24 protein-coding genes, 1 tRNA gene and 4 pseudogenes (1 of these 29 only partly in view) are annotated in these 25,492 nt (G+C 55.5%); 20 read left to right on the top strand and 9 right to left on the bottom strand.

The genetic code is table 11. The features are described from left to right. Genes OA238_RS22320 through OA238_RS22310 form a run of 3 tightly spaced genes read left to right on the top strand, consistent with a single transcriptional unit; the run spans position 1 to position 2,729 of the window. Complete coding sequence (locus tag OA238_RS22320; RefSeq protein WP_015496953.1) at positions 1-756, top strand: DUF1365 domain-containing protein; 756 nt, start codon at positions 1-3, stop codon at positions 754-756. Then, positions 753-1,991 (top strand): MFS transporter, encoded by a 1,239-nt coding sequence (locus OA238_RS22315; RefSeq protein ID WP_015496952.1) that lies wholly within the window; start codon positions 753-755, stop codon positions 1,989-1,991. Before OA238_RS22320 ends, OA238_RS22315 begins: the two co-directional genes overlap by 4 nt. Positions 1,992-1,994: 3 nt before the next feature. Further along, entirely contained in the window at positions 1,995-2,729 is a 735-nt protein-coding gene (locus OA238_RS22310; protein ID WP_015496951.1) for an SDR family NAD(P)-dependent oxidoreductase, read from the top strand. An 8-nt stretch (positions 2,730-2,737) separates the two neighbouring features. Here the strand turns inward: OA238_RS22310 and OA238_RS22305 are convergent, their stop codons facing one another. Continuing rightward, positions 2,738-3,769 carry a saccharopine dehydrogenase gene (locus tag OA238_RS22305; RefSeq protein ID WP_015496950.1) on the bottom strand — a complete coding sequence of 344 codons (1,032 nt, stop codon included), beginning with the start codon at positions 3,767-3,769 and terminating at the stop codon, positions 2,738-2,740. Positions 3,770-3,975: 206 nt separating this feature from the next. On the opposite strand from OA238_RS22305, the gene OA238_RS29280 reads away from it, so the two are divergent. Next, on the top strand, positions 3,976-4,497 hold the full coding sequence (locus tag OA238_RS29280) for a caspase family protein (RefSeq protein WP_051076554.1): 522 nt from the start codon (positions 3,976-3,978) through the stop codon (positions 4,495-4,497). Continuing rightward, the gene (locus OA238_RS22300) at positions 4,494-5,666 is read left to right on the top strand and encodes a peptidoglycan-binding domain-containing protein (protein WP_051076553.1); all 1,173 of its coding nucleotides are present in this window, start codon (positions 4,494-4,496) and stop codon (positions 5,664-5,666) included. The genes OA238_RS29280 and OA238_RS22300 overlap by 4 nt, the downstream gene beginning before the upstream one ends. A 66-nt stretch (positions 5,667-5,732) precedes the next feature. On the opposite strand, the gene OA238_RS22295 is transcribed toward OA238_RS22300, so the two are convergent. Then, positions 5,733-6,941, bottom strand: a complete 1,209-nt coding sequence (locus OA238_RS22295) for a hypothetical protein (protein ID WP_015496949.1) — start codon at positions 6,939-6,941, stop codon at positions 5,733-5,735. Positions 6,942-7,128: 187 nt separating this feature from the next. On the opposite strand from OA238_RS22295, the pseudogene OA238_RS22290 reads away from it, so the two are divergent. The 5 genes and pseudogenes from OA238_RS22290 to OA238_RS22270 all read left to right on the top strand — a co-directional run. Beyond that, positions 7,129-8,105, top strand: a pseudogene (locus OA238_RS22290) (IS1595 family transposase). A gap of 151 nt (positions 8,106-8,256) precedes the next feature. Further along, a pseudogene (locus OA238_RS22285) lies at positions 8,257-9,120 on the top strand (ISL3 family transposase); the annotation flags it as partial. Between the two features lie 126 nt (positions 9,121-9,246). Continuing rightward, positions 9,247-9,468, top strand: a complete 222-nt coding sequence (locus tag OA238_RS34145; RefSeq protein WP_015495645.1) for a DUF6444 domain-containing protein — start codon at positions 9,247-9,249, stop codon at positions 9,466-9,468. A gap of 105 nt (positions 9,469-9,573) precedes the next feature. Then, positions 9,574-10,654: pseudogene (tnpC, locus tag OA238_RS34795) on the top strand (IS66 family transposase). 47 nt (positions 10,655-10,701) lie between these two features. Next, positions 10,702-11,094 (top strand): annotated as a pseudogene (locus OA238_RS22270) (ISL3 family transposase); the annotation flags it as partial. 140 nt (positions 11,095-11,234) lie between these two features. Here OA238_RS22270 and OA238_RS22265 read toward each other — a convergent pair. The 4 genes from OA238_RS22265 to OA238_RS22250 form a co-directional block, all read right to left on the bottom strand. Further along, on the bottom strand, positions 11,235-11,735 hold the full coding sequence (locus OA238_RS22265; protein WP_015496948.1) for an isoprenylcysteine carboxyl methyltransferase family protein: 501 nt from the start codon (positions 11,733-11,735) through the stop codon (positions 11,235-11,237). Then, on the bottom strand, positions 11,735-12,799 hold the full coding sequence (locus OA238_RS22260) for a type III polyketide synthase (protein WP_015496947.1): 1,065 nt from the start codon (positions 12,797-12,799) through the stop codon (positions 11,735-11,737). Before OA238_RS22260 ends, OA238_RS22265 begins: the two co-directional genes overlap by 1 nt. 192 nt (positions 12,800-12,991) lie before the next feature. Continuing rightward, positions 12,992-13,117, bottom strand: a complete 126-nt coding sequence (gene ykgO, locus OA238_RS22255) for a type B 50S ribosomal protein L36 (protein WP_015496946.1) — start codon at positions 13,115-13,117, stop codon at positions 12,992-12,994. Between the two features lie 133 nt (positions 13,118-13,250). Beyond that, positions 13,251-13,325 (bottom strand) — tRNA-Val (locus OA238_RS22250). A gap of 160 nt (positions 13,326-13,485) precedes the next feature. On the opposite strand from OA238_RS22250, the gene OA238_RS22245 reads away from it, so the two are divergent. Then, the gene (locus OA238_RS22245; protein ID WP_015496945.1) at positions 13,486-14,361 is read left to right on the top strand and encodes an N-formylglutamate amidohydrolase; all 876 of its coding nucleotides are present in this window, start codon (positions 13,486-13,488) and stop codon (positions 14,359-14,361) included. Here the strand turns inward: OA238_RS22245 and OA238_RS22240 are convergent, their stop codons facing one another. Further along, a complete protein-coding gene (locus tag OA238_RS22240; protein WP_044037398.1) occupies positions 14,362-15,615 on the bottom strand; it encodes a DNA polymerase IV in 1,254 nt (417 codons plus the stop codon). Between the two features lie 92 nt (positions 15,616-15,707). Here OA238_RS22240 and OA238_RS22235 point away from each other — a divergent pair, with 92 nt between their 5' ends. Genes OA238_RS22235 through OA238_RS22225 form a run of 3 tightly spaced genes read left to right on the top strand, consistent with a single transcriptional unit; the run spans position 15,708 to position 17,345 of the window. Further along, positions 15,708-16,133 (top strand): NUDIX domain-containing protein, encoded by a 426-nt coding sequence (locus tag OA238_RS22235; RefSeq protein ID WP_015496943.1) that lies wholly within the window; start codon positions 15,708-15,710, stop codon positions 16,131-16,133. Between the two features lie 43 nt (positions 16,134-16,176). Next, the gene (locus tag OA238_RS22230; protein WP_015496942.1) at positions 16,177-17,070 is read left to right on the top strand and encodes an SPFH domain-containing protein; all 894 of its coding nucleotides are present in this window, start codon (positions 16,177-16,179) and stop codon (positions 17,068-17,070) included. Next, on the top strand, positions 17,070-17,345 hold the full coding sequence (locus OA238_RS22225; RefSeq protein ID WP_015496941.1) for an NfeD family protein: 276 nt from the start codon (positions 17,070-17,072) through the stop codon (positions 17,343-17,345). The genes OA238_RS22230 and OA238_RS22225 overlap by 1 nt, the downstream gene beginning before the upstream one ends. 471 nt (positions 17,346-17,816) lie before the next feature. Here OA238_RS22225 and pyrF read toward each other — a convergent pair whose 3' ends face one another. Next, a complete protein-coding gene (gene pyrF / locus OA238_RS22220; protein WP_015496940.1) occupies positions 17,817-18,527 on the bottom strand; it encodes an orotidine-5'-phosphate decarboxylase in 711 nt (236 codons plus the stop codon). Positions 18,528-18,692: 165 nt separating this feature from the next. On the opposite strand from pyrF, the gene clpB reads away from it, so the two are divergent. Both clpB and OA238_RS33080 read left to right on the top strand, forming a co-directional pair. Continuing rightward, entirely contained in the window at positions 18,693-21,302 is a 2,610-nt protein-coding gene (gene clpB, locus OA238_RS22215) for an ATP-dependent chaperone ClpB (protein ID WP_015496939.1), read from the top strand. A 40-nt stretch (positions 21,303-21,342) separates the two neighbouring features. Next, positions 21,343-21,507 (top strand): hypothetical protein, encoded by a 165-nt coding sequence (locus tag OA238_RS33080; RefSeq protein ID WP_187293096.1) that lies wholly within the window; start codon positions 21,343-21,345, stop codon positions 21,505-21,507. 72 nt (positions 21,508-21,579) lie between these two features. Here the strand turns inward: OA238_RS33080 and OA238_RS22210 are convergent, their stop codons facing one another. Beyond that, positions 21,580-22,059, bottom strand: coding sequence for a fasciclin domain-containing protein (locus OA238_RS22210; RefSeq protein WP_015496938.1), 480 nt, complete (start codon positions 22,057-22,059; stop codon positions 21,580-21,582). 373 nt (positions 22,060-22,432) lie between these two features. On the opposite strand from OA238_RS22210, the gene OA238_RS22205 reads away from it, so the two are divergent. The 4 genes from OA238_RS22205 to msrQ form a co-directional block, all read left to right on the top strand. Then, a complete protein-coding gene (locus tag OA238_RS22205) occupies positions 22,433-23,911 on the top strand; it encodes an FMN-binding glutamate synthase family protein (protein ID WP_015496937.1) in 1,479 nt (492 codons plus the stop codon). A 178-nt stretch (positions 23,912-24,089) separates the two neighbouring features. Beyond that, the gene (msrP, locus tag OA238_RS22200) at positions 24,090-24,983 is read left to right on the top strand and encodes a protein-methionine-sulfoxide reductase catalytic subunit MsrP (RefSeq protein WP_015496936.1); all 894 of its coding nucleotides are present in this window, start codon (positions 24,090-24,092) and stop codon (positions 24,981-24,983) included. Continuing rightward, the gene (locus tag OA238_RS22195; protein ID WP_044037396.1) at positions 24,983-25,195 is read left to right on the top strand and encodes a hypothetical protein; all 213 of its coding nucleotides are present in this window, start codon (positions 24,983-24,985) and stop codon (positions 25,193-25,195) included. The genes msrP and OA238_RS22195 overlap by 1 nt, the downstream gene beginning before the upstream one ends. Before the next feature lie 103 nt (positions 25,196-25,298). Next, on the top strand, positions 25,299-25,492 hold the 5' end (the start) of the coding sequence (gene msrQ / locus OA238_RS22190; RefSeq protein WP_015496935.1) for a protein-methionine-sulfoxide reductase heme-binding subunit MsrQ. Its footprint extends 424 nt past the window's final position; only the first 194 of its 618 coding nucleotides appear in the window; its start codon is at positions 25,299-25,301; the stop codon falls past the right edge of the window.

Below are 25,492 nucleotides of genomic sequence, written 5' to 3'. Positions count from 1 at the left end.
ATGGCACAGGCCCATCATATAGCTGGACAGACCTACCACGGTCGGCGGGGTGGCACGAACAATGCCTTTCGCTATTCCATCGACTATGTGCTGATCGACGCCGAAAACACGCCTGATTTGCCAGCGCTATTTGCGCGAAACGGGCGGGGTGTGATGTCGCTGCATGACAGTGATCATGGCGGTGTGCCAAAGTGCGGAACCGGCGCGGCGTGGGTGCGCACGCTTTTGGCGGATCGCGGGCTTGATGTGGCCGGGCGTATTGAGCTGTTGGCCCAGCCGCGGATGCTTGGGCATGTGTTCAATCCGGTGTCATTCTGGCTTTGCTATGATCGCAACGACGTGCTGAGCGTGGTCATTGCCGAAGTGTCCAACACATTTGGCGATCGACATTCCTATTTGTGTCATCACGACGACCTGCGCGAAATTACCAAGGCCGATACGATAACGGCGCAAAAAGCTTTTCACGTTTCACCGTTCCAAGACGTCGCTGGCAGCTACACGTTCCGTTTTGATATCCAGCCTGAAAGAATTGGCATCTGGATCGATTTTTCTGACGGTCCAACGGGTTTGATCGCAACACTTACTGGCGCGCGCGAACCGCTGACGAACGCAAGTATTTTAAAAGCCATCGTGCGCCGCCCACTTGGGTCGCGACGCGTGTTGGCCTTGATCCATTGGCAAGCGATCAAACTGTGGTGGAAGAATGTGCGGTATCGCGCCAGACCCAAGCCGCCAGTGGATGATGTGTCGCGATGACATCGCTAGGTTATGCGGTGTCCCAACGATTTCCTGCCTACACAGGTTTCGCCGCTGTCCTGTCCGGCGCTGGCCTGCCGATCTATATTTACGCACCGAAATATTATGCGGACACTTTTGGCGTTAGCCTTACGGCGCTTGGTGCGATTCTGTTCGGCTTGCGTCTGTTCGATGTGGTGCAAGACCCTGTTTTGGGGTGGATCGCCGAACGGTTGCGCAATGGCAAAGCGTTTGTTGTCACCGCAGGCGCGGTTTTGCTGGCCGCATCGATGATCGGGTTGTTTGCGGTGACGCCGCTGATCGATCCGCTTTGGTGGTTTGGCCTGATGATCACGGGGTTGTTCAGCGCGTTCAGTTTCCTCACCATCTGTTTTTACGCCCAAGGCATCGCCAAGGTCGGAGATCGGGACGGTGGGCATGTGCAACTGGCGGCATGGCGCGAATCTGGTGCGCTGACGGGGATTTGTCTGGCCGCGATCGCGCCAACCGCGTTGGTAGGTTTTACCGATGCGCCCTTTGCAGCTTTTGCATGGGGATTTGCAGCTGCGACGCTTTTGGCGGTGCTTTTCATGTGGCGTGAATGGACGCCTGCATCGGTGGCACAGGCCCCGACGCCAATTCGCGCGATTCTGTCAGACGGCATTACGCGGCGGTTGCTGTTGCTGGCATTGGTCAACGCCACGCCACTTGCCGTGTCATCAACGTTGTTCCTGTTTTACGTCGAATCAAGGCTCGATGCGCCGGGGTGGGAAGGGCCGCTGCTGGTGTTGTTTTTCCTAGCGGCGGCTACGTCATCGCCAGTGTGGTCGGCGCTGGCACGCAGGTTCGGTGAAAAACCTGTTCTGCTTTGCGCGATGGTTCTGGCGGTCGCGGCCTTTGGTTGGACGTTGACACTCGGCGCGGGGGATGTGACCGCGTTTGCGGTGATTTGTGTTTTGTCCGGTGCAACGATTGGCGCTGATCTGACGTTGTTACCGGCGATGTTCGCCAAACGCATGGCAAAGATTGCCCCCAATGGTGGGCAGGGGTTTGGGCTGTGGTCGCTGGTGAGCAAATTCACCCTCGCATTTGTGGCGGTTTTGTTGCTCCCGCTGCTGGAAGGCGCCGGTTTTGAGGCTGGACCAGATAATCCGCAGGCTGCACTTGCGATGCTAACTAGGCTTTATGCGCTGGTCCCATCTATTTTGAAGATCGTAGCGATCATATTGTTAACATTAACAACATTGGAGGACTAAGACATGCGCGACTGGCAGGGAAAACGCTACTGGCTTATCGGCGCAAGCGAAGGCTTGGGCAAAGCACTGGCCGAAAAGCTGAGCCGCATGGGGGCAGAGGTGATCGTGTCGTCGCGATCCGAAGATGCGCTCGCCAAGGTTGTCGGTGGATTGCACGTTAAGGCGTCCTATCAAGTGATCGATATTTCCGACGATGACAGCGTCAAAGAGGCTGCGAAGGCTGTGGGTGAGATCGACGGTGTCGTTCTTCTGGCAGGCGTCTATTGGCCGTTTGGCGCGCAGGATTGGGACGCGGACAAAGCCGTCGCAATGGCGAATATCAACTTTACCGGTTACATGCGTGTGCTCGGTCAAGTGGTGCCAGCAATGGTGGCGCGCGACGCGGGTCATATCGTCATCACGTCGTCGCTGACGGGCTTTCGCGGTTTGCCAGGGTCGATTGGCTACACCGCGTCAAAAGCCGCCAATATGTCGCTGGCCGAATGTATGTATGCCGATTTGCGCAAAACCGGTGTTGATGTTCAGGTCGCCAACCCCGGCTTTATCAAGACGCGCCTGACGGACAAAAATGATTTCAAAATGCCGTTCATCATGGAACCCGAAGCCGCGGCGGTGGCGATGTTCGATCATATGAACACCACCAACTTTAAGACGAGCTTTCCAACGGTCTTTTCGTGGGTCTTCCGCGTTTCGCAGTTCCTACCGGATTGGGCCTACTTCCGCATTTTCGGTAAATAATGCGGCGACTATAGATGCGCCGCAAATACCTTTTGTGCCCGCCCCCAAACGCCCGTTTCTGGGTGATCAAGTGTCAGCAGGTGCGGCAGAATTTGGGATGCAAAATCTTCGGTGCTTTCGACGGGCAAAAGCGACGGTAGATTATCAATCGCCATCACGTCCAATGGCGGCGCATTGTGAACGCGCAGTGTCGGCACATCCCACGTGGTCGCGGTACTATAGACCTTTATGGGTGAAAAATCGCTGTCGGGATCACAAGCGATATCGCCAATCACTGATAGTTTTCTGGCGGTGGTTCGCGCATCGGCGGCCACAAAAACGGGCGCTCCTTTGTGGGCCAAGATGCAGTTTAGCAGGATGTTGTGGGTCAAAACCTCGGGGAATGGACCGCCGTGCGCGGTTTCTGCCATGTCCCAACCTGTTGGGGCGATGCCAGCTGCGACGCACAAATCCGTCGCGCCGCTTCCGACACGGCCCAAGGCCCCGATGATCAGTGCGGTAGGAATTGTGTCGATTGACGCGCGAACATTGCGCGCCATTTCGCTTGCGGATGCAAACGCGCGCACCGGCCCAAGCGTTTTTCCAAGTTGTTGCTGGCCCCACGCCATCACCGAAAGCGCGGCCCCGGCGTATCCGGCCCAATAGCCAAACGCGGCGACGCGTCGCCCCGTATCATCCACCAGATATTCCAGATCAAGCAACGTACCACCGCCCAGCTTGAACCGATCCAGCAGAATTCGTCCTGATTCCTGCCCCTTAAACGCATGGCCGAACATGATGTGGCGATGACGCAGCGGCGTGCCATCTTCCGGCAATTCTTTTAGCCCAAGGATGATTGCATCGTCCGGCGCATCGACCCAAGATCCGTTTTCCACGATCTCGCATCCGACGTCGCGATAGCTTGCAGTGGGAATGCAGCGATCGGCAGCGTCCTCAACCACCACGCGCCAGCCTTTGGCGACCAAGTCAGCGGCTCCATTTGGTGTCATGGGCGCGCGCGCTTCGTTCTCGCGCGGCTCACCGCGCATCCAAATCAACATGGGATAGCTCCTGTTGCCAATCGCCCCTCCGTCAGGCTTCATAGAGATGACACAGGCCGAGCCCTAAAGGCAAACGGACACTCCTCAGACAAAGGCATTGCGCGACTGTGTTTCTTGCTATCGCAAAGGCAATCTGCAGCAGTGATATTGAATAGCCGAACAGAACGCGCGTTAGATGCTGTAAAAGACACCTGAAAGGACGATCCATGCTCCATATTTCCATGCGCCGATTGTTGATGACGACCGCGCTTGTGCTGCCGCTGCCTGTGCTGGCGCAAGACGCCGCACTTGTTTTAGGCAATGAAAGGTATGAGCAGCTTGATCGTGTTAACCGCGCCGATGGTGTGCTGCGTGCTGTTGATCGCCTTGAGGCGCTGGGTTTTGATGTTTTCAGCCGCGCCAACGGGCGGGTGGATGCGATCAAAGATCAGGCTGCGGCGTTTCAGGTGCAGTCGGATGATGCGGATCGTTTGGTCGTCGCGCTGTCGGGACATTTCGTAACCGACGGGACCCGCACATGGCTGCTATCGGCAGAATCCACCGAACCTGATTTGTTCACCGTAGACGATTCGGGCCTGTCGCTGGATAGCGTGTTGCGAATTCTAGCGCTGCGCCCCGGCAAGGCTGTGCTGCTGCTTGGCGCTGCCGATCCCGATGATTTGGACATGGAGGACAGTGGCCTGCGCGCAGGCGTTGGCACCATGGAGATCCACAAGGCGTCACGTTGATCCGCGCATCACCGTCCGTGGCGGCCAGTGTTCTGTCTGGCATTCTCACGGAACCCGAGGCTGAGATTGGTCGCACTCTGGCGTCTAATTCAGCGTTATTGTTGGATGGATACGTTCCAATTGATTGGCAGTTGATGCCCAACGTCGTGATTGTCGAACCCACTGTTGCCCCCACAGGGCCGACCGAATCTGATCTGAACGCCGAGGCTGCATTGTGGGATCGCACCACGGACGCTGACACCGTTGAAGCATACCGTATTTATGTCGCGCGCAACCCAGCTGGTCGGTTTGTCAACGATGCAGAGGCCCAAATCGCCGCGATCTTGGCTGAGCCCAACCGATCAGCGCGTCTCGCTGAAGAGGTATTGAGCCTTAGCCGCAGCGCGCGCCGTGAAATTCAAACCAATCTGACACTGTTGAACTACAACACACGCGGTGTAGACGGTATTTTCGGCAGCGGTTCGCGCGGTGCAATCCTGAACTGGCAGCAGTCTAACGGCTTTCCGCAATCATCCTACCTAACGCGCGACCAGATCAATCTGCTTGACGCGCAAGCTTCCCGTAAGCAGGCGGAACTTGAAGCCGAACAAGCCCGTGCAAGCGCACAAGCTGAGGCACGTGATCGCAGCTATTGGACTGAGACGGGTGGCGTCGGCGACGAGGCGGGTTATCGCGCTTATCTTGCACGCTTCCCCGAAGGTCTGTTCGCCAATATCGCCAGCGCAAGACTTTCAGAAATTGAGGATCGCCGAAGTTCGGCAACCGAAGCCCAAGATCGTGACGCGTGGTTGGGCGCGCAAGACAGAGATACGGTAGGGGGGTATCAAGAGTACCTCGCGGTTTATCCGTCTGGTGTGTTTGCGGCTGAGGCTCGCGCACGGATTGACGATTTGACGGCACCAAGCACCACGGACGCAGAGATCGCCCAGTCCCGCGCCGAAGAAGATGCATTGCGCCTTTCGGGTGTGCGCGCCCAGCTTTTGGAATTGCGACTGCGCGACATTGGCCATGACCCAGGTCGTTTGGACGGTGTGATTGACGATAACACCCGAAATGCGATCGCGGCATATCAAGACTCACAAGGCATCGCTGCGACGGGATATGTGGATCGGGCAACGGCGGTTGGTTTGATGACAGGCGCGCTTAATATCACAATACCAAGGCCCTAGTTCACAACGCAAAACCCCACCTCAGCAGTCAGCTGAGGTGGGGTTTATTTTAGGCATATGGATCGTTTAAGGGCGCGCAGGAACGTAGCGTTCGAACATCATGCGGATAAGGCCCTGCGTCTGATTATCCAACTGACGTACCGCAACCAGATAAGTTCCGGGTTGCACGCGAACTGTCAGCAGTGAGTCCAGTGATCCGTCGTTGTCATCGTTGTAGCCGACCTGACGGCCCAGATCATCATACATCACCAACACAGGATCGCCTTGGCCTTGTGCAATCGCTTCGACCAACACCAGACCGCCGGCGTAGATGTCGAACGAATACCAAGTGGCATCACCACCAACGTTCACATCTTTGCGGAGTCGCGTTTGCAGTTCGCCAAGGGCCTCAACAGGATAGCTACCATCAAGCGGCGGGCTCGCATCGCCACGCGCATACAAGTTCATCTGAACTTCCATCGCATCATATGCCTTTGCCGTCACGGTGATCGGCAGACTTTCATCGCCGTACAAATCAAGCGCGACACAATATTGGCCCGCTGGAAGCATATCGGCCATGTCGATACGGCTGTTGAGCCCGTCGAAATCATCATTTTCTGCCAGCCAATTCCCTGATGCATTAAACAGCTTCAGGATTGGATCGGCGGCCTCATTTTCTGCGGTAATCGTTACGGCAGCAGGCGCATCAAGCTGGAAGGAATAGACGTTCTGCTCCGCCCATGCGTTGGCAACTGGTTGACCGAGTGTCAGTGGCTGTGCTGCGCTAAGATCGCATTCGCCAAAACCACCCTCATCAGACGGAGCCGCAAATCCAGCGGTCAAAGGTTCCTGATCCATCCGGCCTGCACGTACAAAGCCGGTGATTGGTGACCCGTCAAAGCTGCGCATGGACACGCAATAGGTGCCGACCGGAAGGTAACTTTCGGCGCGGCTGGCGGCATCGCCGCCACTGTCATCATCGGACGCCACGATTTCACCGCTCGCATTGCGCACGTCAAGAACAGTATCCCCGCCCCCGCGCCCTTGGGCTTCGATGCGGTATTCGCCATCTTGAGACACTGAAAAGAGGCCAACAAATTTGTTGCGCATCAAAACCAGTGCCATTTGCTCGATATGCGCTGGCGATGTTGTGATATCAGACGAGGTTTCGTCACCGCCCAACCACTGGCCATTTGCGCCGACACCGCCGCATAGGTTTGCATCTTGCGCGAGTGCAGGAAGGGCGGCCAGCGCGAATAGGCTGGTAGCAAGGGCTGTTGAAATTGGTCGGATCATTGGAATTCGGGCTCTTCTCCGCTTTGTTGAGTAAGAAAAGATGCCGACCATCAAGTAACCTATTGATATGTTAGGTTTCTGACAACTTTACATAGGGCAGGTAAAGGCTTATCCCCTTTGCTCCGGCGGCACCTGATGTAGTGCGAAGCGGCTTGCCAATCTAGAATGTTCTGGTATTGTTCTTCCCATGCCAGCCAGATGGAAAAACGACAAACCCATGTCCCGCCCCGCGTTCGACGCCAGGTTTTCTGATGAGGAAGCGTGTTCGCATTATCTGGTGGAACATCGTTGGCCTGAGGGCTTCGTCTGTCCTTCCTGTGGCACCTGCAAGGGCTGGCCGTTAAAGCGAAATCGCGCGACTTGGGAATGTGCCGGTTGCGCACGGCAGACATCCGTGACGGCTGGCACGGTAATGCACAGCAGCCATTTGCCGTTGCGAATTTGGTTTCTTGCCGCGCACATCATCACCAGCCATTCCAACGGCATGTCAGCGCTGCAACTTCAGGCGCAACTTGGCCTTGGCAGCTACAAGACGGGTCGCCATCGTCGCTCGGACCGATGGCGCTTCTCGGCGACCTCCTCTTGCAAAAGCTGCGGCGGTCGATGGTCAACCCTGACCGCAACCCCCTGAAAGACCTTGTCGAAATCGATGAAACAGAGATGCCGTTCCGGTCCCGGCATGATCCCGAGGACCGGCCAAAGGGTGGGCGGAGCCCGGTTGGAAAGATGTTTGTCGTCTGTGCCGTCGAGTTATCAAGTGACGGACATCCGCGCCGTATCAGGATGAAACACATTCCCGACGGCGCGTCAAAGACGCTGCACGGGTTCATTGGTCAGGCTGTAGAGCCTGGCGCTCACATCATCACGGATGGCTGGCTCGGTTACGAAAATCCTCCTGCAAACACGCATGAGGCAAAGGTCGTCAGCGGCAAGAAGGCACACGACATACTCCACTGGGTCCACCGCGTGTTCTCCAACCTAAAAACGTGGGCAAAAGGCGTCTTCCACGGCCTCAGAAAGTGCCATCTACAACGCTATCTCGACGAATTCGTGTTCCGCTGGAACCGACGGCGACACATGCGAAGCGCCTTCGACACGCTGCTGGGGATCGGTGTTGGTCTCGGGCCAGCGACATATCGTGATTTTGTTGAACAGCGCGCCTGAAGGGCCTCGTTCACGGCAAAAGCCACGCCCTATAAACCCACCAGACGTTACAAACTGATCCGATCCGCCTCTAAAGCCACAAGGGCAAGATTCTGCGCCGCGTCAACATGTGGGGCAACCGGACTAAAAGGGATAAGCCTTGGGCAGGTATATGACCATCGACATCTCGCAACATATTTTACGCCTGAAGGGGCAACGTGTAAATGAAATTGAGCTGGCTGAAGACGGTGCGAAGGTTATTGTTCAGTGCAGTCGGGATGCCCGCAGGAGCGCTATAGACCCTGCAACCGGCAAGAAGGGTAGCATCAACCAACATATTCGCCGACAAGTAAACGACATCCCGTTTTTTGGGTATCCTTGTGTGATTGAGATTGAGCTAGCGCAGGTTTTTATTAGCAAGGGTGAGCGCCGCATTGAGGCGTGTCCTTTTGTTGATAAAGGGTGCCGTTTCACCCATCGATTTTGCCATCTTATCAGTGGATTGTGCCGTCATTTATCCATTCTGGCTGTCTCCAGGCATTTAGGTATACGATGGGAGACGGTAAAGAATATCGACAAGGCATACCTGATGGAAACGCTCCCTGCGCTTGATCCCGCACAGCTTGCTGGCTTGGAATACATTGGTGTCGATGAAGTGGCCCGGGCGAAAGGTCATGACTATATGACGGTGGTCTACGATATGGTCGGAGGGCATCTGATCTGGGTGGAAGCCGGTCGAACTGCCGAAGTTTTTTCAAGGTTTTTGAAACAGCTGCGGCCAGATACAGCCCATAAAATAAAGGCCGTGTCGATGGATATGGGGCCTGCCTACCAAAAGGCTGTCAGGGAGTCCTTGCCGATGGCCGACATCGTATTTGACCGTTTCCACGTCATGAAAAACTACAGCAAGGCTATCCATAATCAGCGTCGCCTTGAGTTCAGGAAGGCCGATCCAAGTGGTAAAGAGTTGATGAAGGGCACGCATTATCTGTTGCTCAAAAATGCGGATAAGTTGAATGAAAAAGGTAACTCCCAAGCACCCCAGCCGATAACGGGTTTTTGTCAGTTTTGATGTGAGTCTCCTTGGCCATTAGGCGCATGAATTTTCTGTTGTGGTCTGAATTTCGTGGCGCTGTGACGATTTCTCTGAATCATTGGTGGAATGGACCAAGTTACTGCTCTTGAACAACTCCTCGCCACGGCTCTGCGCAGGATCGCCGAGTTGGAAGCCGCGTTGGCGAGCATGGCGCAAGAGAATGCGGATCTGCGGCGTCAGTTGGCTAAGAACAGCAGTAATAGCAGCAAGCCGCCTTCGAGTGATGGGTTGAAGAAACCGGTACCGCGTAGCCTGCGTGGTAAGTCCGGTAAGAAAAGTGGTGGTTAAGTTGACCACCGAGGTGACACCCTACGTCAGACAGCAACGCCTGACTTTGTGGAGCGACATGAGGCTGAGGCCTGTGGCACCTGTCAGCATGGCTTGACGGCTGGGATGATCAAGGCGGTGGAGAGGCGTCAGGTTTATGACATACCGGTGCCGCGTCTGGAGGTCACAGAGCATCAGGCAGCGATTTATTGTTGTGGTCATTGCCGAGCCACGACGACAGCCACCTTTCCCGATGGCGTGAATGCACACGTGCAATACGGTAAGCGCATTCGGGCGGCGGCGGTCTACTGCAATGTTCAGCAGCTGATCCCCGAGGATCGGGTCTGCCAACTCCTGCGTGATTTGTTTGGTGCCACCAGCCTATGCGCGGCCAGCGTGACCAACTGGGTGAACGGCACAGCGCGTACCTTGGGTGGCGTCGTCGAACACATTCTGGCCCGGCTCAATGAAGGCGGCGTTCGGCATCTGGATGAGACCGGACTTCGTGTTGATGGTAAGCTGCACTGGCTGCACTCAATCAGCGATCTCGCCTTCACGCATCAGCGCCAAGCGCGGTGCTGTTCCATCCTTCCTGACCGGCGGGACAATTGTTCATGACCACTGGAAGTCCTATTACGCCCATATGAGTGGGGTGGACGCGCACGCCCTGTGCGGGGCGCATCATTTACGGGAACTCAAGGCCATCGAAGAAATCGAAAAGGAGCCGTGGGCGTGCGCGATGAGCGTGCTGCTCAACAGCGCCAATCAGCTCAAGTGCGCGGCTCAGGGGCGAGGCGAGACCGAACTCCCCACGTCGGTTCACCACGGCATCCTCACCAAATACATGGCGATCCTCACCGAGGGCCTCGCCTTCCATGAGCGACAAGACCCACTGGCTAGACGCACTGGTGCGCGAGGCCGAAAAGCCAGGCGGCCAGGCCATAACCTTCTGGTCCGCTTGCGCGACTACCGTGATGACGTCCTAAGGTTCCTTACGGACTTCACAGTTCCCTTCACCAACAATCAGGCCGAACGGGACCTGCGCATGATGAAGTTGCGCATGAAAATCTCGGGAACTTTCCGCACCCTCGAGGGCGCGCAGGTCTTCGCTGACATCAGATCCGTCATCTCGACGGTCAGAAAACACGGGGGCAATATCCTCGAAACACTCACCCTATCACCACAACAGATCATCGCTCGGCTCTAACGTCGCAAGGGCAACACAAAACCCGATATCCGATGGGGTCCTTGGGAGTTACTGAAAAACAAAGTAACAAGCTGCAAACGTTGCTGGAGAGCAATTGCAACCTGAATACGCTTTACGTCTTAAAAGAACAGCTTCAGGCTCTGTGGAGCGCCCCATCATTTGAGGGGATGTCAGAGCAACTGGAAAATTGGTGCCTGATCGCAGATCAGTCACACATGCTCTATCTGAAAAAGTTCGCAAAATCCCTAAGAAAACATTGTGTGGGCATATGCAACTACGCGAAACACAAGCTGACAAGCGCCAGGATAGAGGCTGGTAATGTCAGTATAGGAATGATCCGCAAACGAGCCAGGGGCATCAGGGATACCGAATACTTCAAACTCAAAATTAGACAATCATCCATCCCAGATAATCAATCTATGTTCTATTTGAAATCCTAGAATAACTCAACAAAGCGGAGAAGAGCCGGAATTCCTCTCTGTTAACACTTTGCGAATCTTAAGCGGGCAAACGCGCTGGCGCTAGAGGGGAGTTTGGTATGGCGGCGTAAGGTCAGGGTAACCTTACCCCCGATCTACAATCATGGCGGGTCGCGTAAGGGTGCAAGTGCATGACCTTCAACACCGATTCGCACCCAGAGCATTGCGGCATTTAACAACGTGAAAACCACAGCGACCCAGACAAGATCCAGAACCAAAGGTGCGACGATGATCTCGGCCACAACCAAGATATAATTGGGATGTTTGAGAAACCGGAACGGTCCCCGCACGACCAAGGGTTCACGCAAAATTATAATCCGAGTCGTCCAACGCGCGCCTAGCGTGCCCAGAATCCAGATGCGCAGCATCTGTAACACCGCGAAAACGACAAGCCAGCCATATGACACAGATTCGCTATACCCGAAAAACAACAAACAGCCGATCCAGATGCTGTGCATCGCAACCATGACGGGGTAATGTCGCGCCCCGACCTCATAGGCGCCCCGTGCCAGCAGGCGTTTGGTGTTTATCTTGGCAATGACCAGCTCACTCAGCCGCTGAACAATTATAAACGCGAGAAAAAGGAACGTGGCAGTTTGCATTAATTTACCTCCGTGTTGACGTGAAATGGTAAGTAGGATGCCGTGAACCCCGGCCCAAGCGCACAGGCCATCATTTGGCCAGTAGCGCCCGCATTCAGAACAGACTTCATCACGAACATTACTGTTGGCGCTGACATGTTTCCAGTGTCACGCAGCACAGCGCGTTCCGCGTCCAGCGAACCTGATCTCAGATGCAGCGCGCCTTCGATTGCGTCCACGACCTTGGCCCCACCCGGGTGACACACAAATCTCTCGATTTGAGACGCCGATAAATCAGACGCCAACAACGCCGCGTGCGTCGCTGTGGCAAATTCGTTCTTCACGAACGTCGGAATTGAACGGTCGAACACCACGCCAAGACCAGTTTCGTCCACGTCCCAACCCAATATGTCCAAGGTGTTGGGCCAGATTTTTTGGAAACCGTGGCCAAATGAAATCTGCGTTTCACGGCCCGACGGTTCGCTAGACAGACATGCAGCCGCCGCCCCGTCGCCAAACAAAACCGCTGCGATGATATCCGCTTTCTGGAGCCTATCAGCGCGAAACGAAAGCGAACAGGCCTCAACCACGACCAATAAAACCTTGGTGCTGGGTCGACCCCGCGCCAGAGTTGCCGCGACAGATAGCCCTGATACACCCCCCGCACAGCCCAGCCCGAACACCGGAACGCGGATAATGTCGTTGCGAAACCCCATATAGGTGAACGCTTGGGCTTCTAATGTCGGTGTGGCGATTCCGGTTGATGTTACGGTGACGACGCAATCGACGTCCTGTGCTTGCCACCCCGCATCCGCCAACGCATCGCGCGCGGCGGAAATGAACATCGCCTTAGCGCCGTCCAAATATGCGTGCGTTCGATCAACCCAACCATGGTTTTCTGAAAACCAGTCTATCGGAACCACGCTGTAACGCTTGTCGATACCAGCGGTGTCAAACGTCTTCGCGAGTCGATCAAATTGCGGATACCTGCCGCCAAAAATCAGAGCCGCGCGATCGCGAACTTCTGTTTGGGTCAAACAAAACGGCGGTAGAGCGGTCGAAAGACCATGAAGGTAAGCCGTCATTTGCTGTCCTTGCTTCCGAGGTGGGGGGGGGTCGACAGCCGGTCAAAAACAGCTTTAACGCTCAGTCGAGTCACTGAAACAACTTAGCGGAGCCGCAAATAGTTCCAAACAACCTCAATCAGTTGTGCCAAAAAAAGGCCGCGTCCCATTGCTGGGCGCGGCCTTTAAAATAACACGTGGTCGGTCGGTTAGCTAGCCCTGACGGGCTTTGAACCGTGGGTTAGTTTTGTTGATAACATAAACTCGGCCTTTACGGCGCACAACGCGGCAATCGCGGTGGCGCGACTTGAGCGAACGGAGGGAGTTGCGAACTTTCATGTGTTCTGTCCTTTGTCTCGCGGCGCGGCGATTGCGCCTTTGTTACTGTCGTGCGCTACGTTAGCAGCGCGGTGAAATTCTTGCCCGCACCGGATGGTGCAAAGTTATGCCCGCTCCGCAAGGAGCAAAGTTATGGTGGACGATACTGGGATCGAACCAGTGACCCCTTCGATGTCAACGAAGTGCTCTACCGCTGAGCTAATCATCCATACCCTTAACACACTGACGTCCTAAAAATAAATAGGACGCGCAAGCGCGCGTCGGTTGCGCGGTCTATATAAAGAGTCGTGATAGGGTTCAAGGGCTTTTGGTAAATCGTATACATGCGCTACAGTTGTTTTAAGAAATGCGGGCGTGAAAGGGGCACGATGACAGATTCTGGGACCAATCCATCCTATCTTTTGCGCTGCCCATCGGCGCGCACAACATCTGTGGTCTTTGCGTCTCCGCATTCTGGGCGCAATTACCCAGCGTCCTTTTTGCGCAAGATCGTGTTGGACGAAATGCAAGTTCGCTCATCCGAGGATGCGTTCGTGGATGATTTGTTCCAATCAGCCGTCGATCATGGCGCGCCATTGCTTTTGGCGCAGTCGCCACGGGCGTACCTGGATCTGAACCGTGGTCCTGATGAACTGGATCCTGCGGTCATCGACGGCGTGAGGCGGATTGCACATAATCCGCGTATTGCCAGTGGGCTGGGCGTGATTCCACGCGTCGTGTCCAATGGTCGCGCGATTTATAGTGGAAAATTGACGTTGTCAGAAGCACATGAGCGTATCAGTTCGGTTTGGCGGCCCTACCATGACACCCTGCAAACCCTGATGGACAAGGCACACGCAGATTTTGGCGAAGCGATCCTTGTGGATTGCCATTCCATGCCACACGAAGCGTTGGAAGATGTTGGCCCCCCAGGTGCCACTCGTCCTGACGTTGTCCTTGGAGATCGATTCGGGGCTGCGGCTGCGTCCTCTGTGGTAGAGCGGATCGAGGCTGCGTTTGCGTCCGCAGGTTTCAAAGTTGCGCGTAACATGCCATTCGCGGGGGCCTACATCTGCCAACACTATGGCCGCCCGTCACGGCGGCATCACGCTGTGCAGATCGAAATCGACAGATCCATCTACATGAACGAAAGCCTGATCAAACCGAATGCCAATTTTAAGGCATTCAAAGCGGCCCTTGACGGTGTGATTGGTGAAATCGCTGATATTGGACGTCCCGCAGACTTGCACGTCGCGGCAGAATAATCAGCGCAACGCACGCCCCTTGAGAATCGCGTCTTTGCCAAATCTTTCACGGATTGCATCGGTTGCACGTTCGGCTTCTGCGCGTTTGATGGCATTTGGGTCTAGCAGATCGCCTATTCGGTCTGCGTCACCCGCAGGCACCAGTTCAGAAATTCCAACACCCAAAAGACGGTAGGGTCCCTGATCACCCACTTGGTCAAATAGCCCCCGTGCAGTGCGATAGATCGTGTCGGCCAATTGCGTTGGTTGATGCAGGCTGAGCCGTTTGCTCAGAAGTTTGTGGTCGCCTCGTTTGAGCTTTAACGTCACAACGCGCCCGGCCTTGTCTTGTGCCTTGGCGCGGGCTGACACCTTTTCCGCCATTCGCCAAATGTGACCGTCAAGGATATCAGAGTCTTTGGTATCTTCATTGAATGTGGTTTCGTTGCTCAGCCCCTTCATGGGTGTGCTCGTCGAAATTCTGCGCGCATCTTCGCCCCGTGCGAGGGAATAGAGCCTGTCGCCCATGCTGCCGAAACGATCATGCAAGTCGCGCCTGTCCCACCGAAGCAGATCATCGAAGGTGCGAATGCCCGCAGCGTCGAGGTTTTCCCGCGCAACGGGGCCAATGCCCCAAATCAGTTTCACGGGCTTGGGACGAAGGAATTCCGTCGTTTCCGCCGCACCGATCACCGAAAACCCGCGCGGCTTGTCCAAATCAGACGCGACCTTTGCGAGGAACTTGTTATGGCTCAGCCCGATGGACCCCGTGATCCCGATTTCATCGGCTATGCGTTTGGTCAGTCGCGCCAACATGACTGCAGGCGGTGCGCCATGCAAATTTTCGGTGCCCGACAAGTCCATGAACGCTTCGTCCAGTGACAAAGGTTCAACTGTTGGCGTCAGTTCGTCCATCAGCGCGCGCACTTGGCGCGACACTTCGACGTACCGATCCATCCGGCCCCGCACGATGATGGCTTCGGGACATAGCTTTAGCGCCTGAAACATTGGCATCGCGGATCGCACGCCTTTGATGCGCGCGATGTAACAACACGTCGACACCACGCCACGGTGCCCGCCACCGATGATAACGGGTTTTCCGTCAAGTTCTGGATTGTCGCGCTTTTCCACGGACGCGTAAAACGCATCGCAATCCATATGCGCAATGGTGAGGTCGAACAATTCATCGTGCGACGTCACACGCGGTGATCGGCACGCGGGGCAGCGGGTGCCAATTTCAAAGGTGTGCAGACAGGCGCGACAAAGTGCGGGCATAGAGTGTAAATACGCCGAGCGTGGGAGAGGTGGCAAGCTGACCGTGCGGTGCATAGGTATTTTTCAGCCAAAGAAGTTGATAGGGTAGGCTTATGGGTACCGGATTTCACGGCGCAAAGGCTGCAGTGTTCATCGGGACGCAGTTGTTGATCTATCAGCGCGATCGCGGTGTGGTCTGGCCCGGATACTGGGACTTTCCCGGTGGTGGGCGCGAAATGGGCGAAACGCCGCGTGCGTGTTTGCGCCGAGAGGTGTTTGAGGAATTCGGTCTTGATGTGCCTGATGCGGCGATCACATGGGGCAGGGCGATCCCGTCAATGATAAAGCCCACTGAAACCGCGTGGTTCTTTATCGTTCATTTGCTACATGGAATCGAGAGAAGTGTCCGTTTCGGTGATGAAGGCCAGTGCTGGGCGCTAATGGACGTTCGCGATGTGATGAATTTGCCAAATTTGGTGCCAGCCTTGCGCGCGCGGCTTAGGCTTTGGTTGCAGGACGCGGGCGCTGAAACTATCTAACACCGTAACAGGCGGTCATAATTTAAAGCGGCAAGGGAACATCATGGACATTGAAAACATCTTAACCAACCTGATTGGGGGCAATATCGTCCTGATCCTGCTGGCTGCGTTTATTATTACTTGTATTCTGGTCGGTGTTCGCATCGTGCCGCAGTCCGAAAAGTTTGTTGTTGAACGGTTTGGTCGCCTTCGCGCGGTACTTGGGCCTGGCATCAACTTTATCATCCCGTTCCTCGACCGCGTCGCGCACAAGATTTCGATCCTTGAACGCCAACTGCCGGTGATGGGCCAAGACGCGATCACGTCTGATAACGTGTTGGTGCAGGTCGAAACGTCGGTGTTCTACCGCATCACAGAGCCTGAAAAGACCGTGTATCGTATACGCGACGTCGATGGTGCGATCTCAACCACGGTCGCCGGTATCGTGCGCTCCGAGATCGGTAAGATGGAGCTTGACCAAGTGCAGGCGAACCGCACGGGTCTGATCCTCGCGATCCAAGACCAGTTGGCCGCGCAGGTGGACGATTGGGGTATCGAAGTGACGCGGGCTGAAATCCTCGACGTGAACCTCGATGCTGCGACCCGCGCTGCGATGCTTCAGCAGCTCAACGCCGAACGTGCGCGCCGCGCACAAGTGACCGAGGCTGAGGGCAAAAAGCGGTCTGTTGAACTTCAGGCCGACGCTGAACTCTATGCCGCCGAACAAGCCGCAAAAGCGCGCCGCGTGTCCGCAGACGCCGAAGCCTATGCCACGCAAGTTGTGGCCGTGGCTATTGCCGAAAACGGGCTTGAGGCGGCGCAGTATCAAGTCGCGCTAAAGCAGGTTGAAGCGCTCAATGCGCTGGGCGCATCTGCTGGCAGCAGCACGATCCTTGTACCTGCTAACGCGCTCGAGGCGTTTGGCGATGCGTTCAAGATGCTTAAGGGCCGCGCGTAATGTCGTGGTACAATGAATGGTGGGTTTGGATGGTGGCGGCACTTGTGCTGGCCATTGCTGAAATCCTCATCCCGGCTTGGATCTTCTTTGGCTTTGCGCTTGGTGCGCTTTTCCTCGGGGCAATGATCTGGATGGGCATTGGGGCTGGCATGTCACTGGCATGGTCGCTGGTTATCTTTGCTTTGTTTTCGTTGATTGCCTATGTGATTTTGCGCCAGATTTTTGGTGTTCGTCGCGGGCAAGTCAAAATCTGGGACCGCGATATCAACGACTGATAAGGTCATTCAAAAAAGGCCCCGCACTAAAGGCGGGGCCAGTCTTATCTGTTCACGAGGAAAGTCCCTGTCCGAGGGACAATTCGGACAGAGGCAGTGACAGACGTTCCGGAAACTTGGCGCCACGTTGCCGAACGGCATGCTCGAGCAAGGCACGCGTAACGCAGAACGGATCAAGCGACGCAGGCCCGTCGGCGCGACATTTGAATTTGAGTGGCTAGTTGTGAGTTGGCAAAATGACAGCAGCTTCAAAGCCGCGTCCGGTGTACCGAATATTTTTCAGTTCAATCATCGCACGACCCCTTCTGGTAAGCATTGTGGCTGGATACTTGGCCTACAAAACATTTGGGGATCAGCATGAATTTATTACAGGGGAAGAAAACTCAGGTTTTCACCCAACACCGCATCTAGACGCAATAATCTGTTTTTAAGGTGGCAATCACCCTTTTTTTAGGCGTTTCGAGTATTTGCCTATAGTGAGCGGAGTTCTGCCATAATAGCTTCAGCTGCCGCTTTGGGGTCTGTATGTTGCCAGATCGGGCGCCCGACAACCACGTGATCTGCGCCGTTTACAATGGCTTGGGCAGGTGTCGTGACCCGCTTTTGATCCCCGAGATCGGCCCCGGCCGGGCGTACGCCGGGGGTAACAATCAACTTGCCCTCGGCTTCGGGCATCGCGCGGATCAAGGCGGCTTCTTGTGGTGACGCGATCACGCCATCAGCACCATTGGACAGCGCCAGCCCTGCGCGTTCTTGTACCAGATCGGTAATATCGCCGGCCTTTATGCAGGATGCATCCAGATCGGTGCGGTCCAGCGATGTCAGGATTGTTACGGCAAGGATTTTCATATCCGACCCGCCTTTACCTTCCGTCGCAGCGCGCACCACATGGGGGTCACCGTGCACGGTCAGAAAATCATGCCCGAACCGCGACAGGCCGCGCACCGCAGCCTCAACCGTTGCGCCGATATCAAACAGCTTCATATCCAGGAAAATGCGTTTGCCGTGTTCGTCGGCAAGCTCATTGGCCAAGGCCAACCCACCGCCTGTCAGCATGCCCAGCCCGATCTTATAGAACGACACCGCATCGCCGATCTTTTCCGCCATCGCCATTCCTGACAAAGCGTCGGGCATATCCAAGGCAACGATCAGGCGGTCATCGGCGGTTGTAAGATCAGACATGGCGGTCTCCTTTGATTTTCGCCGTTCTATGCCTGTGGCCCACAATCATCAACCGACCTTGAACGGTCGCGCGCCGCGCCCCATATAAAAATCGAGGCTCTAGACAGTCTGCGCCGCATAAGCGGGCAGCATCCGAAACGGGGCGCTTATACAAAGGAGAAGACCATGAACCTAGAAAAGTTCACAGAACGGTCGCGCGGTTTTATTCAAGCCGCCCAGACGATCGCAATGCGTGAAAGCCATCAACGGCTTGCCCCTGAACATTTGCTCAAAGCCTTGCTTGATGATGATCAAGGTTTGGCCACGAACCTAATTAACGCGTCCGGCGGTGATGCCGCAGGGGTTTTGCAAAACGTTGATATTGCACTCGCTAAAATGCCCACCGTGACGGGTGACGCGGCGCAAACATTCATGGATGGAACAACAGGTAAAGTACTGGCCGAGGCTGAAAAGCTCGCCAAGAAAGCTGGCGACAGCTTTGTGCCTGTGGAACGTATCCTGATGGCGCTGACGATGGTTAAATCCAAAGCCAAGGATTCATTGGACGCTGGCAAGGTGACGGCGCAATCGCTCAATTCCGCGATCAACGACATTCGCAAAGGCCGCACGGCTGATACGGCATCGGCCGAAGAAGGCTATGACGCGTTGAAAAAATACGCGATGGATCTGACGGCGCGTGCCCGTGAAGGTAAGATTGACCCGATCATTGGTCGTGACGAAGAAATCCGTCGCGCGATGCAGGTTTTATCGCGCCGAACAAAGAACAACCCCGTTTTGATCGGTGAACCTGGCGTGGGTAAGACCGCGATTGCCGAAGGTTTGGCACTGCGCATTGTCAACGGGGACGTGCCGGAATCATTGCGCAACAAATCGCTGCTCTCCCTCGACATGGGGGCTTTAATCGCTGGCGCGAAATATCGTGGCGAATTCGAAGAACGCCTCAAGGCCGTGCTGAACGAAGTCACCGAAGCCGCGGGTGAGGTCATTCTTTTCATCGATGAAATGCACACGCTTGTCGGTGCAGGCAAAGGTGACGGCGCGATGGACGCCGCAAACCTGATCAAGCCAGCTTTGGCACGGGGCGAATTGCATTGTATTGGCGCAACGACGCTGGATGAATACCGCAAATATGTGGAAAAAGACGCAGCCCTTGCGCGGCGTTTCCAGCCAATTGTTGTGCAGGAACCAACCGTTGAAGACACAATCAGCATCCTGCGTGGCATCAAAGAAAAGTATGAATTACACCACGGGGTTCGGATTTCTGACAGCGCGCTGGTCGCGGCGGCGACCCTAAGCCATCGTTACATCACTGACCGTTTCTTGCCGGACAAAGCCATCGACCTTATGGACGAAGCTGCGTCGCGGTTGCGCATGGAAGTGGACAGCAAACCAGAAGAACTTGACCAGCTTGACCGCCAAGTCATGCAATTGCAAATCGAAGCCGAAGCCTTGCGCATGGAGGACGATCAGGCATCAAAAGATCGACTTAAGAAGCTTGAGGGTGAGTTGTCGAAGGTGCAGGAGCAATCCGTCAGCATGACAGCAAAGTGGCAGGCGGAACGCGATAAACTCGAAGGGGCGCGTGGGTTGAAGGAAGACCTTGATCATGCCCGCGCCGAACTGGATATCGCGAAACGTGAAGGCAACCTCGCCAAGGCGGGGGAGCTGTCATACGGCGTCATCCCGCAGCTTGAAAAGCAGTTGGGCGAAGCGGAAGATAACGATCTTATGGTCGAAGAAGCCGTGCGCCCTGAACAGATTGCCAGCGTTGTTGAGCGCTGGACGGGTATCCCGGTTGCCAGAATGCTCGAAGGGGAACGTGAAAAGCTGCTGCGCATGGAAGATGGTTTGCATAAGCGCGTCATTGGGCAGGACACCGCGGTACGGTCTGTCGCCAATGCAGTGCGTCGTGCGCGGGCTGGCCTGAACGATGAAGGGCGGCCTTTGGGCTCGTTCCTATTCCTCGGGTCAACGGGCGTCGGTAAGACTGAATTGACCAAAGCTGTCGCGGAATTTTTGTTTGATGATGATAACGCGATGGTGCGGCTCGATATGTCGGAGTTTATGGAAAAACATTCGGTGTCGCGTCTTATCGGTGCGCCTCCGGGTTATGTCGGTTACGATGAAGGCGGTGTTTTGACCGAAGCTGTGCGGCGGCGTCCGTATCAGGTGATCCTGTTTGACGAGGTTGAAAAGGCGCATCCAGACGTGTTCAACGTGCTGTTACAGGTATTGGATGACGGCGTGTTGACGGATGGCCAAGGCCGGACAGCCGATTTCAAACAAACGTTGATCATCCTGACATCCAACCTCGGGTCACAAGCGCTCAGTCAGTTGCCCGAAGGATCGGATATGGTGGACGCCAAGCGCAATGTCATGGATGCGGTGCGGGCACACTTCCGGCCAGAGTTCCTCAATCGTCTCGATGAAACGGTGATCTTTGATCGGTTGGCACGTGACGATATGGACGGCATTGTCACGATCCAGATGTCGCAGCTTTTGAAACGGTTGGCGTCGCGCAAAATCAATCTGGCGTTGGATGACGGTGCGCGCAAATGGCTGGCAGACGAAGGCTATGATCCGGTGTTCGGTGCACGGCCACTAAAGCGTGTCATCCAGCGTGCATTGCAAGATCCGCTCGCAGAAATGCTGCTCGCGCGGGACGTGAAAGACGGTGACACCGTGCCGGTGTCTGCCGGCGCTGACGGGCTGTTGGTAGGGGATCGGATCAGTGTTTCGAACCGCCCGAAGCCTGACGAAGCAGTCGTTCATTAAAATACCGAACAGGATCGGGTTCATCTGCTAGGCTTGGCGCATGGACCCGATCACGCTATTTTTTTATGCCGTCGTTTGCAGCTGCCTCAGCGCGGCTGCGCCGAAATTTCCCGGCTTGCCGATCCGTCTCGGCATTGGCGCTGCTGTGGGAATTCTCGCCGCAATTACATTGCTCTATATCAAAGATGTCATGAACGTTTACTGACACCCTTAGCGCAAAAAAGCCCCGGCGCATCTGGGGGATGCGCCGGGGCCAATCGTTGTAGCGAGTGCCGATTTACATCGGTGGCATCAAGACAGTGTCGATGACGTGGATAACACCGTTGGACGCTTCGATATCTGCAGCAACAACGTTTGCGCCGTTCACCATCACACCGCCTTCGGTCATGATTGTGACATCTGCACCGTTTACAGTCGTTGCAGTCATGCCATCAGACAGGTCTGTCGACATCACTTTACCGGCGACGACGTGGTATGTCAGGATCGCGGCGAGTGCTTCTGGATCAGCCAGCAGGCCCTCGACGGTGCCTTCTGGAAGGGCAGCGAACGCCTCATCTGTTGGTGCGAAAACTGTGAACGGGCCTTCACTTTTCAGCGTGTCGACCAAGCCAGCAGCCGCAACAGCAGCGACGAGTGTTGTGAACGTGCCCGCATCAATGGCGGTGTCCACGATGTCCATAGAATGACCGTCCGCAAATGCGGTAGATGCGGTCAGGGCGATTGTGGCCGTAGCGGCCATGAAAGTACGACGAAGCATTGGATAGTCCTCCAAAAAAGCAAAATACCAAACTGGTATCTTAACATTTACGCGGCATCGCAATCTTGGTTCACAGGGGATTTCCGCCACCGTGATTTGACGGCAAGCCAACTCGCGCTAAGCCCTCGCTTGTCTTGTTTTCAATTCACAAGAGGTTGATCGAATGCGTCCGGACTGAAATAAATTACTGTTGAAAAACTGTCATAGTGCTGCTTTGGGGCCTACTCCGCCTTGGTATGTTGGTGGTCACCAAGGTGTCGATGCAGCCGTATGTGCGCTGCCGAAACGAGCGCCGTCGGTGCCTGTCTTGACGCCAAGGTTGGTGGGCTGTCTTGTGACCCACAACTTCTATCACAATCAGGGATGATCGCGGATGTTCTCTAGCTTTAGCATGTCGGTATTTGAAGGTCTCGCAGTCGCGCTTATCATCGCGCTCGGACTTTTACTTTTGGTGATCGTTGTGCTGGGAATCATTGATCGCACCCAGACGCAGGATGCTATCCGGCGCAACTATCCAGTGGTCGGGCGGTTTCGGTCTTTGCTCTCGGCATTGGGCGAATTTTTTCGGCAGTATTTCTTTGCGATGGACCGTGAAGAACTGCCGTTTAACCGCGCGCAACGCGAATGGGTGAAACACGCCGCCGACAAAGGCAGCAGCACTGTTGCGTTCGGATCAACCCGAAACCTGAATGTGCCCGGAACGCCGATCTTTGTGAACGCGGCCTTTCCGCCGCTCGATAACCAATTCGCCAGCACCGACCCGATGGTGATCGGGGCGGGTTCGCGGGAACCCTTTACGGCAAAATCCATCTTTAACTTGTCAGGCATGTCCTACGGCGCGATTTCCAAACCTGCCGTACAAGCCTTGTCGCGCGGCTGTGCATCGGCTGGCATCTGGATGAACACTGGCGAAGGCGGACTGTCACCTTACCATTTACAAGGCAATTGCGATATCGTCTTTCAGATCGGCACGGCGAAATTTGGCGTCCGAGACGATGACGGCAATCTGGACGATGCCAAATTGCGTAAAGTGGCTGCACACGACCAAGTCAAAATGATTGAAATCAAACTAGCCCAAGGTGCAAAGCCCGGCAAAGGCGGCATCCTACCGGCCGCCAAGATCAGTGCCGAAATTGCCGAGATCAGAGGCATCCCCGAAGGCCGCGACGGTATCAGTCCAAACCGGCATGCCGAAGTTAATGACTGGAATGACCTGCTCGACTTCATCGCACATGTGCGCGATGTTTCTGGTCTCCCCACAGGGATTAAAACGGTGATGGGCTCGGAATCCGCCTTTGCAGAGTTTTTTGACACGATAGTAGAAAGAGGCATCGAAAGTGCCCCCGATTTCATCACTCTGGACGGCGGCGAGGGCGGAACGGGTGCTGCGCCCATGCCATTGATTGATCTGGTTGGCGTCTCAATCCGCGAAGCCTTGCCGCGGGTGTCGGCAATGCGCAATGAATGCGGCCTCAGGGATCGCATCCGCATTGTTGCATCCGGCAAACTGGTGAACCCCGGCGACATTGCCTGGGCGCTGTGCGCCGGCGCGGATTTCGTCACTTCGGCTCGTGGATTCATGTTCTCGCTTGGCTGTATCCAAGCCCTGAAATGCAACAAAAACACCTGCCCAACGGGGATCACGACCCATGATCCACGGTTTCAAAAGGGCCTCGTTCCCGATGAAAAATGGGAGAAGGTAGCAGCCTACGCCAAGGGCATCATCAAAGAAGTCGAAACCATCGCCCATTCTGTCGGTGTGCCAGAGCCCCGAAAGATGCGTCGCGACCACGTCCGGATCGTACAACCCGACACCACCAGCATCCCGCTTTCAACGCTCTATCCTTCTTAACGCTGGCTTTGTCTCATAAATATTCCGGGGGGTCGCGCAGCGGCTGGGGCAGAGCCCCCTCCACGCCCGCCGCTGCGCGAAAACATTACAGTCTCCCCGCGCAGATGTGACACTTGTTTTGGTGACGTGGGAAAGGTGCCCACTGTACACATATCAAAATCAATGATTGGAGAGACCCATGGTCAACCGCTGGAACAACACATTCACCCGTGCAGATATCACGCCGGAACCACTTTGGCTGAATCGCCGTGCGGTCCTCGCCGGGATGGCAGGCGCGGGTGCTTTGGGCGGGGCCGTTGCTGCTCAAGAAGCTCTTGTGCCGAACACATGGGAAGAAATCACCACCTACAATAACTTCTACGAATTCGGCACCGGCAAAACTGATCCCTCCGACAATGCAGGTGATATGGTCACCGATCCGTGGGAAATTACAATTGACGGTTTGGTCGACAATCCGGGCACCTTCACGCTGTCGGATCTCATCGCGGACATGACGATGGAGGAACGCCTGTACCGTTTCCGCTGCGTCGAAGCATGGTCCATGGTCATTCCTTGGAATGGGTTTGAACTGGCCGATTTACTGGAAAAGGCAGGTGCGCAATCTGGCGCCACCCACGTGGCGTTCGAAACGGCCGTGTTGCCCGATGTCATGCCCGGCGTGCGCCGCAACGTGATCGACTTCCCCTATGTCGAAGGCCTGCGTCTGGACGAAGCGATGCATCCGCTGACCATTATGGCGACCGGCATTTATGATCGCCCGCTCGCAAACCAAAGCGGCGCACCGATCCGTTTGGTCGTGCCATGGAAATATGGTTTCAAGTCGATCAAATCTATCGTGCGCATCACGCTGACTGATGAACAGCCCGCAACCACATGGAACAAGATCAGTGACCGCGAGTATGGCTTCTATAGTAATGTGAACCCCGAAGTGGATCACCCACGCTGGAGCCAAGCATCCGAACGCATGATCGGTGGCGGCTTGTTCTCGTCGCGCCAAGACACGCTGATGTTCAACGGCTATCCTGAAGTCGCCAGTCTTTATGACGGCATGGATCTGACGACAAACTACTGATGGGACGAATTTTCGTGTTCATTGGTGGATTGGGTGCCGGCATCGGTTTGGCCTGTTGCTTTACGGCCCTATTGCCGTTCGTTCTTACGTCGATTGGCGCAAGCAGCCTGATCACGGCGCTTTATCGTGACAGCATATTGCTACCGTTCGTCGGTGCGTCGCTGATCCTCTTGGGATCGGGACTTTGGTTAATGCGACGGACCAGGTCATGAGGATCGTTATTTTGCAGACCACTTGTGCATGCCCCGACTGCGCCGCGTCGTGCGATGGGAGACTGGTCTTTTCCGCACGACAACTACGGAATGTGAGCCAGCAATGATCGACACCATCAATACCTTCGTCCGCAAAATCCCGACTTGGGTGGTCTATCTCCTTTATGTTCTGCCAATCCCCTATTTCTTCTATTCAGCCCAAACTGGCGGCATGGGGGTCGAGCCGATCAACGCCCTTGAACGTGAAATGGGTCAGATCACACTGCAGCTCATCATTATCGGTCTCGCGATTACGCC

This window comes from Octadecabacter arcticus 238 (assembly GCF_000155735.2).
GTDB lineage: Bacteria > Pseudomonadota > Alphaproteobacteria > Rhodobacterales > Rhodobacteraceae > Octadecabacter > Octadecabacter arcticus.
This window is presented reverse-complemented; position numbering and strand designations above follow the sequence as displayed.